We start from the raw sequence: 12,705 nt of genomic DNA, 5'->3' as shown, positions 1-12,705 counted from the left end.
CCGGTGCTTTCGACGAGGTGCGGATTCGACGCCCGACCCGGAAAACCGTGGTACCTGTTCGGAGGGGCGCTGTGCGGTGAGTGTCGGCACCGTCATCCGCTCTCGGATGTCCGCCCCTGTCCGTCGAGATAGGCATCCAGAAGCTTCCGCTGGGCGGCACGCAGGTGATGGAGCAACGTCGACCCGGTGATATCCAGTGAGGCAGCGACTTCTTCGGCCGTGCTTCCACGAGGTGACTCGAAGTAGTCGGCGAAATATGCGGTTTGCAGGACGACCCGTTGTCGCTGTGTCAGCCGGTCGTCCAGTTCGTCGCGGAACTCACGGGCGGTCGTCACGGAGCGTTTCCGCTCCGTCTTCGAGACGAACTCCGCGTCGTACTCCCGACCCACCGTATCCACGATACGGCGGACGTCACCGTCCGGGGGAAGGTCCACGACGAGACGTCCCGCTCCATCGTCGAAGCTGGCACGCCGAACGGTACCTCCGAGCGAGGAGATGGCCAGCAACGGCGTCGAGCCGCGGATGGTGAGTTCGACGGTCCCACCGGACTCGGATTCGTCGATAACTCGTGTCCGATCGATCGGTTCCATCCTCTCGGTCTCCCGGTCGATACGCCCGATTCCGTCGCCTTCGACCGAGACGAAACAGAGCAACGCGTCGTCGGCCTGTGGAACCATCCCTTCGAGCTTCAGCGTCGAGTCGAGCGTCCGACTCAGTCGCGCCAGCAGCGAGCCGTCACCGAGTTCGAAGGTGATCTCTGCGACGCTGTCCGAAAGCAGCAGATTCCGATTCCGAACGGCAGTGATTGCGAACCCAGCGACCTCCCCCAGCGTCTCGAAGCTAGCCCGCTCCCGTTCGGAGAACGCCTCGGTGCCACTCGCATAGACGCCGACGACTCCGTGGACGTTCGGCCCGTATACGACCGGAATGTGCAGTGCCGACTGGACGCCGTCGGCAAAGCCGGCCCTCCGGACCGATTTAGGAACCGCGGCACTGTCGGTGAGTGGCTGGACAGCCTGCAGTTGACCGCTCCTGACTGCGCGCTCTTCGGGCGTCGTCACCGTCTCATCGCCGACCGCGTCACGAACGGCGCCGAAGATATCGCCGGTCTCACCCGCAACGGCGCGGACGGCGAGGTCGTCGCCTCCCACGTCGCGTTCTCCAACCCAAGCGAACTCGTAGAGGTCGGTCTCACCGAGCCCTCGACAGATCGTTTCGGCGATTTCCTCACGAGAGGTCGCGTTGACGAGTGCCGCGAGGATATCCGAACGCACGTCGTCGATGAGCTCCGTCCGTTTGCGCTCCTGTCGTAGCCGTTCGAGAGACCGCCTCTCGCGCCGCCTCTCGGTCACGTCTCGGAGATAGACCGCCCCTCCCTCATCGAGCGCAACGATGGAGACGGCGAACCACCTGTCGGGCCCTGGATAATACTCCTCGAATTCCATCTCAGTGACCGACTCACCCTCGAACGCGGTCACGAGGGTGCCGTCGACGGACCGGGGAAACACCTCGGCGAGCGTGGCTCCAGCCGGATCAGCGGCGTCGATCAGTGTCCGGGCGCGCTCGTTGCTGTCCAAGACGGTCCCATCGGTCGAGGCCTCGAGGACGCCGACCGGCGCCCGTTCCAGCCGATCATCCATGGCTCGAACCACCGCGTTCGTCCCTTCGTTCCCCACCAGTCCTCGTTGCAGGTTCCGTCATCGGTGTTCGAATCGGATCTCGAACCGTGCCCCACCACAGTCGGCTGCAGTGAGGGTTATGTTCCAGTCGTGTGCGACGATGATCCGTTCGACGATCGCGAGACCGAGTCCGGTTCCACCGGCCATCGTCGAGTATCCCGGCTTGAAAACCGTCTCCCGTTCCCCTGTGGGGATACCCCTGCCATCGTCGGCGACGTAGAACCCGTCCCCTAACGATCCTACAGTGATCGTCACGCTCTTCTCGGGAGTCGTCCCGTCGCCAGGGGACTGCTCTCGGGGTCCCGGACGCCGCTTTCCCCCGTGCTCGCGTGTGTTCGGCGAGGGTGTGTCCGAGTCGTCTGTCACCGAACCCTCGGACTGCGTCGGGATGGCCGCAGAGTCATGCTCCGTGCCGTCATCGGGGGTCTGCGACCGATGGCTCGTGGAGCCATGCTCCCCGCTGTCGCCGTACTGTCTCCGGCTATCGGTGGCGTTGTGCTTCACCGCGTTCCGGAACAGATTCTCGAACAGCCGTCGAACGCGGTCGGAGTCGGCGGTGACGGTCGGGAGTGATCCGACGAGTTCCAGCACTGCGCCCCCAGTATCGACCGATTGCCACGCGTCCGTCGCCGCAGTTTCGATCGAGACTCGTTCCGACGGGTCCACGACGGCGTCCCCCCGTGTGAGAGTGAGGACGTCGCGAATGATCCGTTCCATCCGATCGTGCGCGTCGGCGACCGACTCGAAGTGTTCCGGCTCCCCTGTTTCCCGCGCCGCTTGGAGGTGTGCCTTGGCGACGTCGAGCGGGTTACGGAGATCGTGGCTGATCACGCTGCTGACTTGGTCGACGGCGGGCATCTCCTCGATAGCGGGACACTGCTGTAGGTCCGAAAAGACGAGATATCCGGCGTCCTCGTCCGAGGGGACCACCCGCAGGAAAAACGCCCCTCGATTCCCGTTCCCGTCGAGATAGATCCCGACACGATCACCCCGAACGACGTGGGTTATCGGATCCCGGTCGCCGGTCGCAGTACGGTGACTAAATCGCTCGAATACCGTCGAGACGTGCGCGTCGGACGAAGTATCCCCGAACCGCCGCTCGAAGGCCTCGTTCGTCGTCGTGATGCGGGCCTCACCACCGTCTACGGCATAGGCGAGCACGGGATCCGGAAACGCCTCCAATGGGATCGCCGCAGTACATTCGTCGGTCATCGGTCCCCCGTCGTCCTCCCGTACGACCGTCGCGGGACCACCAGCCTCGGGAGCCGGTGAAGACGCCTCCGGTGGGAGCGAAGTCGGACGCGACTCATACGTGCCTCTTGGATCCGACGCGTGTTTATTATTCCCCACCTGACTCTGACTCGGAAACATCGGGTTAGCGTCCCGTGGTTCCCCGTTTCGAGTTGCCGGGGACGCCGTTCGGACGCTGACTCCGCCGAACGACACCGGAAACGACGACGCCACCGAGCGTCAGGGCGGATGCTATCGGGAGTGCTGGCCCCGTGATCGTAACCTCCAACGCACGAACAACCCGGTCGAGTCGACGACGAGCCGGGCGTGACCGCGACGGGTGACGAGTTACTGATCGCCGCCGGACGGGTGTCGAACGCCGATACGCTGAACCTCGATGCCACGGGGGTCGAAACCGACGAGCAGGGGTTCGTCGAAACCGACGAGTACCTGCGGACGGCCGCCGACGGCGTGTGGGCGCTGGGTGACATCGTCGGCGAGTACCTGCTGAAACACAACGCCAACCACGAAGCACGGACCGTCGCACGAAACATCTTCGGGAGCGACCTCGAAGCGGTCGATTACAGCGCGATGCCCTTCGCGGTGTTCGCCTCGCCGGAAGTGGCTGGCGTCGGCGCCAGCGAGAGCGACCTGCGAGCCGCCGGGCGGGACTACGCGACCAACACCTACCGATACGAGGAGACCGCCCGCGGCGACGCGATGAAAGCCGAAGGCTTCGTGAAGGTGCTCGTCGACCTCGACGGGGAAATACTCGGTTGCCACATCGTCGGCCCCGACGCCTCAACGCTCGTGCAGGAAGTCGTCGTCGCGATGACGGCCGGCACCGGAACCGTACAGGACATCCGCGAGAGTATTCATATCCACCCGGCCCTCCCCGAAGTCGTCCAGCGGGCGTTCTCCGGGCAGTTCACCCGCGGCGGACACGATCACTGATACTGTCACTCTTTCCGGCGACTGGTCTCCCCGAGGGGTGCGTCCCCGTATCGATATCCAGCCGGCAGTACGATCGACCGCAATCGACGGAGCTGGCACCCTCCCCGTTCGCATCCCTACGACTCGGCGGTCGTGAGCGAGTAGACACGCTGTCGTGCGTCGGCGAATGAAATCCGGGAGGTCATCAAATCCTCGTCTTCGAGTTCCCGCAGAGCGTACCGGACGGTTCGATCCGGAGTTCGACTTCCTCGCGGTCGTGCGCTCGTTCCTCGTCGAGCAGGGACTGATCGAGAGCGACCTCGACACGATCATCGAGGAGACGTGGGCGGACGCCAATCGCTTTCCGCACTGGCACGGATTCCTTCTCGATTCGATCGAACGCTGTACCGGCTCGAACGTGGCGAACTGGTCGTCCGCACGGAGCCCGCCGATGGACGAAGCGTGGCCGACCCCAATCTCGGCTACGCGGTGATTGCCGGTGCGCTCGTCGTGGCAGCATCGATTCTGACGTTCCACGATCGTCCGTACGAATCACCCGTACTCGCCGTCGCAGCCGCCTTTCTCCTCGTCTACCTCGTTCGGCGACGGGCGTCGTGATGCCTCTATTCTGCGGTTGCCCGGAAGAACGGACCCGCGGGGGGAAGAACCGACGGTCACGCTCGTCGCCAACCGTGGATCGGAGCGCGTTCTCCGGAGAGCGTCGGCGGATACGAAGACGGACAACGAATCGATACGCTCGGGACTGCGCTCCACGCCGGCCACATCGTCACGGAGTAAAGAACCTCGATCCGGCGCACGGAGACGAGGTGGGAGCCTACGGTCGGTGGGTGATATTCACGCTCTTCGTCGCGCCGTAGCCGAGAACTCCCGGTAGATTTGGCGATCCAATCACGGACGGGATCCAGCGCTCTCAGTGTGCTATCGGAGTGGGGCACGGAGGATAGCCCTGAGACACTTCGTCGGCATCCTCAATCAGCGACAGGACGGCGTCTCGTAACCAACCACTGCCAGCTCTCGAAACTGCGGGGGCCCAGTTGATTGCAGCCGAGAGAACCCAGCGATCCAACAATTAGCAGCCCTGCGCCACGCCGTAGCGGCAGCGAACTACGGGACGAACCCGCCGTCGTTCGGAATCGGTCAGTAGCGAAACGAAAGCACCACCAGTGTCTCCAGTGGCGACGACGTCGACGTTCAGCCCGCCGCTGTCGTGCGATCCCGTTCTCTCCGGAGAGCGACTCGGTCGGACGCGAACTTCGATGGAAGCCACTCTCCCGTTCAGCGGTGATCGCGCGAACTTCACCGCCGCTCGTTGCCGCGAAGACGTATCCGTCGGCGATGACGATACTATTTCGTACCCCCCGAGTCCGGACGGAACTGTCACCGTGATAGCTCTATTCTGACGATGTTGCCGGCTGGCGAATTCTCCTCAACCGTGATGGTACCGCCCGACCGGGCGGTGATTAACTTCACGAGCCACAACCCGAGACCGCTCCTGTGGTACAGCGGTGTTTGTTCCGCTTGGTCTTCCAATAAGTCCCGTTCCATCTCGGGGATGCGTGGCCCGCTGTCGGCTATTGCCATACGAACCGTCTCGTCAGTCCGGGTGACGGTAACAGTGACTTCGGGCGACGGCGAGTCGCTGTGGATGATCGCGTTCGTAACGAGTTCTTCGATCGCCTGCCCAAACTGTGGTATCGCCTCGACAGTTACGTCGTCAGGACATTCAACGGCAATCGTCGCGTCCGAGTGCTCCGAACCGACGCTCGAAACGACGTCCTCGAGACGATCACGTACCTCGATTTGGTCGCGTGTCGGATCCTCCCGAAGCAATTCCGTTATCTGACGTTCTTTCTCTGCCAGTCGGATCAGTCGATCGCTCGTGTCCGCGATCGTCTCGGCGGATGCTGCAACCTCGCCCGACGTCTCGGCGTGGATCGTCTCGGCTCGTCCTCGGATCACGTTCATATCGTTGCGCAGGTTGTGGCGTAACACTCGATCGAGAACTTCTAACTGTCGTTGGCGCTCCTTGCGTCCGGTGACATCCTGTTGGAATCCGATGAAGTTGACGACAGCACCTGCATCGTCCCGTACGGGTGCAATTTCGAGGTGGTTCCAGAACATCGTTCCGTTCTTGCGATAATTTTTGAGGTCGATCGATATCGGTTCCGCTGCGTCGATCGCTTCCCGAATTTCGGCAACTTTGTCCGGGTCGGTACCCTCGCCTTGGAGGAATCGACAGTTCTCCCCGATCACCTCCTCACGCGGGTAGCCCGTCAGGTCTACGAACGCATCGTTGACGTAGATCATCGGGTTGTCCTCCCGTTCCGGATCGGTGATGGTGATGCCGACTGGCGCTTCGTCGATCGCTTGGGTCCGCCGTTCGAGTGTCTTCTCTCGCTCTTTGCGTTCCGTAATGTCGTCTTGGACTGCCACGAACGCGTGAGTCTGGTCACCGTCGATGACGGGTGCGACCGTCTGCATCGCCGTGTACGTCTCCCCGTTCTTCCGACGGTTGACGATTTCCTCTGCCCACACCTCTCCGGAGAGGATGGTGTTCCAGAACTCCTCGAAATACCCATCCGGCATCTCACCGGAGTTCAACACGTGCGGTGTCTTACCGACGACCTCTGCCTGGGTGAAGCCGGTCGTCTCCTCAAAGCCCGAGTTGACGTACTCGATTCTCCCCTTGGGGTCGGTGATAAGGATCGCGTGGCCAGCGGCTTCGACCGCTTGCTTGATGCGCTGGAGGTCGAGTTCGCGCTCCTTGCGCTCGGTGATGTCCTGCATCGTCCCTCGAATGCGGGCCAGTTTCCCGTCTTCGTACTGGGGTTCACCCCTCGTTCGAACCCATCGCCGGTTGTCATCCGCATCGATGAGTCGGACTTCGATATCGTACGGCTCACACTCCTCGATAGCCGTCTCGAACGCATCTTCGACGATCGGTCGGTCCTCGGGGTGAAAATGTTGAAGGCTCAGCTCCGGGGACGGCGTCGTGTCGTCCGGGAGCGCATGGATGCGGCGAACCTCGTCGGTCCACCAGCCCTCTTCAGCCTCGACGTCGTACTCCCACGCTCCGACGTCCGCAATATCCTGCGCCTTCTCGAAGAGATCGACTTGGCGTTCGAGCTCGTGCTCTCGTTCTCGCAAGGTGAGCGACTGATTCCGGAGTCGGAGCAACGCCTCGAGTCGCCAGTTGAGTTCGGCCTGCTGGATCGGCAGGGAGACGATCTCGTCGATCGTTTCCGTGACCACGTTGTCGGCTAGCTGACCGGCATCCGACTCGATGATATCCGCCCCGGACTCCGGAAGCAACAGGAGATACGGAAGCAAAACGGGGGCCGCCGCCGTCTTCTTCGCACGGAGCGCATCGAGGTGTTCCTGGAACGCCCCCTTGTCGAGGATACAGACATCGAAGTCGGCGTCCTCGATGTCCCCCGAGAAGTCCACGGATTCGTAGGAGGGGTGGTCGTCGATCCATCTCTCGAGCAACTGGCGATTGGCCGAATCCGCGATGAGCGGGAGGACCCGGGCCGGGGAGTCGTGTACCGCTTCAGGAGTCATCGCCATTGCTATCCACTCCCGTCCGTGACTCAGTCTCCATCATCATCCCAGGTCGGTGTGCCGGTGAGAATCCCCCGGAGTTCGGGCAGCGAGTCCCCGACCCGCAGGCCGTGTTCGGTGATTTCCAGTTCCCGGAGCTGGTTTTCGTACTGGCTGGTGCGCATCTTGAGGACGCCGATCACCTTCCGGAGCGAGCCCTTGTATTCGACATGGCGTAGGACGACGATGCTGTCAGCGAGATAGCTCATGCCTTGGTCGGTCGCGCGGAACTCACCGGTGATGTTGTGGACTTCGTTCGTCACCAGTCCGGTCACGCCCATGTTGCGGAGGTAGCGACCGACCTTGACGAGGTCCCGCATCGGGTCTTCGTCGACGCCGCGTAGCGACTGCTCGAACCCGCTGGTCCCGTCAATCATCACGATTTCGGCGTCTTTGTCTTCGACTTCCGATCGGATGTGGTGGGTGAACTCGTCGACCGTGAGTTCTTCGGGGCCGATCACCTCTACGTTGAGCGTCCCTCGGTCGATCATTTCGGTCACCGGGATGTTGACGGCTTCCGCGCGCTCGAAGAGGGTGTTGTGGTCTTCTTCGAAGCTGTATAGGACCGAGCGCTGGCCTCTGCCTGCGGCCTCTTTCATGAACTGGAGGCCAGTCGTTGTCTTGCCGACCCCTGTCGGCCCGCTCAGAAACGTGATCGTTCCAGTGGTGAGGCCACCCGACAACAGTGAGTCCAGTGCCGGAACACCCGAGGAGAGTTTGGTCGAATTGTGCTCACGCTCGTGGCGGTTGGGATCGAGTCGTGGCCACACTCGCATGCCATCGTCGGTGATCCGGAGCGTGTGGTGACCGGATCGGACGGAGGAGCCACGGAACTTCGAGACGTGGATCGTTCGACGATCCGCCTCCGCTTTCACGTTTATGACGGCATCGACGAGAAACTGCAGATCGTCGTCGGGCATCGACGCGGCAGCTTGTGAAGTGAGCAGGACCGTCGCGCCCTCGCTTTTGAGAAAGTTGATCAGGCCCAGGATCTGAGATCGGAACTGGTGTTCGTCGGGGGCGAGATACCGGAATTCGGTGACCGGATCCACCACGACCCGATCCGGGTTGATCTCCTGGATCTCCGCGCGAATGCTCTCGACGAGCGAGGGCGTTTCCACTTCACCGGACTCGAACAGGGTGTACGTCTCCTCGCCCTGAAACTGGTCGCCGGAGGCAGAGAGGTTGAGGAATTCGATCGCATCTATAGCGAAGCCGAAGTGCCGGGCAGTATCCCGAATGTAGTCCTCCGGTTCGCCAAGGTTGATGTACAGCCCGGTCTCGTCCGTATCCAGACCAGCAGCGAGAAAGTGTAACGAAAAGATCGACTTACCAGAGCCGGGTTCGCCTCGCACGAGCGTGGCGGACTCGGGGAGATAGCCGCCGCCGAGAATATCGTCCACGCCCGGAATGCCGGTTACGACCCGCTCTTGGCCCTTATTATTCGTTTCGCTCATGTATGAACTGGGACTCTGACGCCATATGTGTCTTCGCACTCGATCCAGAGTTATCGCCGGCGTCAACCAGGGCTCCCATCGAGAAATCGCTCCGAGCGGAGTTCGGCGCCGAAGCGATAGAGCGTCGGGAACAGGAACACATCGGCAAGTGTCGGTTGGTCGCCGGCGAGAAATCGGCGAACTCCGAGGACACTATCCCACTGTTCGAGCGCGTCGAAGGGATTTCGGACAGCTGTCTCGTACCCATCTCGTGTGTCCGCGAACCCGGCTTTGTACACACCCGGGTTGATGTCGTCGTGGATCGACTCGATGATCGCGTCAATTTCGCCTCGTTTGTGTGGGGGAGACAGATCAACATCGTTGGTGGCGTCGGCGTCGAAGGCCTCGTCGAGCATCCGAGCGATATCGGCAGACTCGTTGTTGACGATGGTTTCGGTGGCAGTATCGTAGAGGACAGGGACGGTCACACGTCCCGTGTATCCCGGATCAGCTTGCGTGTGAATCTCGCGGAGATACTCGAATCCGTGTACCGAGTCCGGTGTGCAGGTCCGTTTCGATGGGGTGAATTCCCAGCCGTTGTCTCGGCGGAGCGGATCGACGATATCGGCCGAAATCACGTCTTCGAGTCCTTTCAGACGGCGCGTAAGTGCTACACGGTGTGCCCACGGGCACGCCCGAGAAACGTACAGGTGGTATCGATCCGGTTCAGCCGGATACTCGGGCTCACCGTCTCCGTTCGTCCGACCGATCCACGCGTCGAATCCCCGATCGTCGTGTCCGCGCTCGGGAGCCTCTACCCACGTGCCATCTACGAGTTTTCCCGTCGCCACGTTCCTCCGGAGTGGTTGCCGTAGTTGCTGGTTCGAGTGCCGATACGGTGGTGAATCGCTGGGTCGCACATACCACGTAGACCTACCGAGCGCCCCGCCTAATCTTTCAGGTAGAATACAAGAGGCTAGGTATCATGCACAATACCTGGCGCGCTCGGTCACGGTTCGAGCGTGACGGACTGGACGGTGGCGTCCGCATCGAGCGTGACAGCGAGTTTGCCGTTGGGTGTCGGTGCTTCGACGGTGACCTCCCATGGGTCACGACTCTGGACGGTGACGCATTCCCCGTCTGTAACGAAGGGAAACTCCCAGAGAAACTGGTCGGTCGTATCGAGTCCGCTCGTAGCAAGTTGGCCACCCACAACCGGATTATCTAAGAGACGGATACCAACCGGAATGTAGCTGTAGAAGCTACAGTTCTGACAGCTGAGATGGAAGAGGGCGGGGTGATCAGCGGCGAAGAAAGTACGGTAGCGGTCGTTGGTTTCGATGTCGGCAGCGGTCTGGGTGTATGTAACGGACACGCGACCAGCACAGACGAAACAGACGCCACTCGAAGCCAGTCGCCACTTGTACGTTGTCCGGCGGTCGAACGTCTCGATTGCCTCTTCGATCGACCGACCCTGGAATCCACCGGGATCGAACGGATATTCGATGCGTTTGGTCTCACAGTCCGGGCAGGAAACGGTCGCGAGATGCTCGTCATATTCGAAAAGAGGGGTCGTCCCACAGCGCGTACAGGCTCCGGGTGCTTCGACAGGAGAGACCGTCGGCGACGTGTGGAAGACACCGCTCTGGATGGCGTCGATGACGCGATGCCCAGCGTACTGAAGGACGTACCGTCCCTCGATCTCTTTGACGAATTGCTCGGTGAGTTGTTCGAGATGGTAGGTGAATTTGCCCGAATCCCGTTCATCGACAGCGTCCTGAATCTCCGAAAAGGCCAGCGCATATTCCGGGGCCTCCCAGAGGGCGAACAGGATTTCGAGGCGCAACTCATGGCTGAACAACTGAAACGCGTCCTGTGGATCGATTTCAGCCGGGAACTCGCCACTCGCCCCCGTCATACATCCAACCGTTCTGTACCCACCCAGATAATTCTCGGGTTCTCGAGAGACGAACCGGCGGTGACGGTGCGCTGTCAGCGTTCCTTCGGTATTACCGGAGCCGCCTCCTGAAGTCGTCGGGATCGTCCACGGCGTCCATCCACTCGACGGCCCACTGGCTCACGTCGTCGAGTCGGCTGACGAGTGTCTCGCCCTTCTCGGTGAGCCGATAGTAGACGGCGATAGGGGCTGCCTCCTCGGTTCGTCGCGTGATGAGATCGTTTTCCGAGAGGACATCGAGCGCGTCGGACACGGTCTTCGATCGGCCACCGGTGGCGCGTTTGAGCTCGTCGAACCGCAGTTCCGGGTCACGGAGCGCGTACAGGATCTGGAGCCGTCAGGGCGTCCCAACGGCCTCCAGCGTCTGGACGACTGGGCACGCTTCGACGTTTTTCGACCGTACTTCCTCTCGACGAGTGGTCGTGGTTGACACGAGTGTTAATCTGCGTGGGGCTGGGCTTGGCAGGTGGATGCGGTGGCAGGGTACTGTGCAACGTCGGCGTACTCGACGAGTTTCGTGCCGAGTTCGTCGACTCGCTCTCGCAGTGACTCCTCGACGAGTTCGCCATCGACGACCTGTTCGTATGAGTCGGGAATGGCTACGTCGAGAGGCAGCGGCCACGCGTCGAGTGCTCGGGCCACCGATCGAAGATGCTCCAGCGCGGTCGTCGGGAAGGACCCGCCGGAGACGGCCAACAACCCCACAGTCGTGTCCTCGAACTCGTCGAAGCCGCTATAATCCAGTGCCGTCTTGAGCGGGGAGCTGAACGAGCCATGGTACATCGGCGTTCCCAGCACGATCGCATCTGCCTGCCGCAACTGGGCTCGCAGTGCCGGGGCGTCACCGGCATCCTGATTGTCGGCGTCGAACGTCGGGAGGTCGTACTCCCGGAGATCGACGAGCGTGGTCTGTGCACCCGCGGCCTGTGCTGCCTGTAAGGTCTCCCGAAGCGCGACGCGAGTCACGCTCTCGGCGGCTAAACTTCCACAGACGGCCACTACCTGGGTATCTCGGGTCATCTCGCTTCACACGAATGGAGGCCTCCATCCCACTTATCGTCTCTGTGAACTGAAATTCACCTCCTGCCAAGGGTGCGGATGCGGATGGCGACCGTAACCGGTCGTTTCGGTAACGTGGGGCGACGCCTACTGATAGAAACAACATACGTGGTGAAACTCGTTTGAGAAACCCTGTATCAGCACACCAGACGAGACTCCAAGTGGCGGCGCACACTGTCCCGCGAACTCTCGGGCGAGAAGAACGGCAAGCAATGTGACTGGCTGCCAGCCACATGCCGGTTCAGGGCTCGAGGGGAACTATCGCGAGCACGGCAGTGAAGAGGGTGGCCCCGACCTGGCACCGAGAAGCGTCGATTGGTACCCGATGGCACCGCCGGCGAGTGTGAACGCCACCGGTCCGACGACCTGGCTGATGCCGATGGTCGTCGTCCGGAAACTCATCACGCCAGCGCGGAGGTTGTCGGGCGCAAGCATACTCCGGCCCGCAAATAGCGTCGGCGTTACCGGACCACTGCCAGCACCGAACACGAACAAGGCACCGATCGGCACTGGCGGAGAGTGAGCGAGGGCGACACCGGGGAACCCACCGGTGTACAGCGCGAATCCACTAACCAACAGGTTCGATCGGTCGATCATATCGACGAGCCACCGTACCTTGTCTTTGAACGAGTGATTGAGACGGACCGCATTCTCCGGTTATTATTGGGTGGCTGTCGTCCAGGTAATTCGGGATTTGAACATTTTGTAGTGACCATCCAGTCGCACTATCTTGAGGAGGCGTTGTACGAGATACGCGTCCTCTGTTCAGCACAGCTCCTCAAACATAGCG

9 protein-coding genes and 1 pseudogene are annotated in these 12,705 nt (G+C 61.6%); 2 read left to right on the top strand and 8 right to left on the bottom strand.

The features are described 5' to 3' along the window. Positions 1-92: 92 nt before the first annotated feature. On the bottom strand, positions 93-1,640 hold the full coding sequence (locus NO364_RS08250; RefSeq protein WP_157691043.1) for a bacterio-opsin activator domain-containing protein: 1,548 nt from the start codon (positions 1,638-1,640) through the stop codon (positions 93-95). A gap of 57 nt (positions 1,641-1,697) precedes the next feature. Further along, positions 1,698-2,891, bottom strand: coding sequence for a sensor histidine kinase (locus tag NO364_RS08245; RefSeq protein WP_257629054.1), 1,194 nt, complete (start codon positions 2,889-2,891; stop codon positions 1,698-1,700). A gap of 339 nt (positions 2,892-3,230) precedes the next feature. Here NO364_RS08245 and NO364_RS08240 point away from each other — a divergent pair. Next, positions 3,231-3,863, top strand: a pseudogene (locus NO364_RS08240) (FAD-dependent oxidoreductase); the annotation flags it as partial. Positions 3,864-4,029: 166 nt separating this feature from the next. Continuing rightward, positions 4,030-4,335, top strand: coding sequence for a hypothetical protein (locus tag NO364_RS18360; protein WP_420191831.1), 306 nt, complete (start codon positions 4,030-4,032; stop codon positions 4,333-4,335). A gap of 905 nt (positions 4,336-5,240) precedes the next feature. Here NO364_RS18360 and NO364_RS08230 read toward each other — a convergent pair. From NO364_RS08230 to NO364_RS08205, 6 genes are all read right to left on the bottom strand, one after another. Beyond that, positions 5,241-7,430: a PAS domain-containing protein gene (locus tag NO364_RS08230; protein WP_257629052.1), complete on the bottom strand. Its 2,190-nt coding sequence runs from the start codon at positions 7,428-7,430 to the stop codon at positions 5,241-5,243. A 23-nt stretch (positions 7,431-7,453) separates the two neighbouring features. After that, the gene (locus tag NO364_RS08225; protein WP_257629051.1) at positions 7,454-8,986 is read right to left on the bottom strand and encodes an ATPase domain-containing protein; all 1,533 of its coding nucleotides are present in this window, start codon (positions 8,984-8,986) and stop codon (positions 7,454-7,456) included. Further along, positions 8,983-9,750: a glutathione S-transferase C-terminal domain-containing protein gene (locus NO364_RS08220; RefSeq protein ID WP_257629050.1), complete on the bottom strand. Its 768-nt coding sequence runs from the start codon at positions 9,748-9,750 to the stop codon at positions 8,983-8,985. Before NO364_RS08220 ends, NO364_RS08225 begins: the two co-directional genes overlap by 4 nt. 158 nt (positions 9,751-9,908) lie before the next feature. Beyond that, on the bottom strand, positions 9,909-10,817 hold the full coding sequence (locus NO364_RS08215; protein ID WP_257629049.1) for a DUF7351 domain-containing protein: 909 nt from the start codon (positions 10,815-10,817) through the stop codon (positions 9,909-9,911). Between the two features lie 91 nt (positions 10,818-10,908). Further along, a complete protein-coding gene (locus NO364_RS08210; RefSeq protein WP_257629155.1) occupies positions 10,909-11,181 on the bottom strand; it encodes a winged helix-turn-helix transcriptional regulator in 273 nt (90 codons plus the stop codon). Positions 11,182-11,294: 113 nt separating this feature from the next. Then, positions 11,295-11,876: an NADPH-dependent FMN reductase gene (locus tag NO364_RS08205; protein WP_257629048.1), complete on the bottom strand. Its 582-nt coding sequence runs from the start codon at positions 11,874-11,876 to the stop codon at positions 11,295-11,297. Positions 11,877-12,705: the final 829 nt, after the last annotated feature.

The organism is Haloplanus salinarum, assembly GCF_024498175.1.
In the GTDB taxonomy this organism is placed as follows: domain Archaea; phylum Halobacteriota; class Halobacteria; order Halobacteriales; family Haloferacaceae; genus Haloplanus; species Haloplanus salinarum.
Note: the sequence above shows the minus strand (reverse complement) of the source record. Positions and strands in the feature narration are given on the sequence as shown.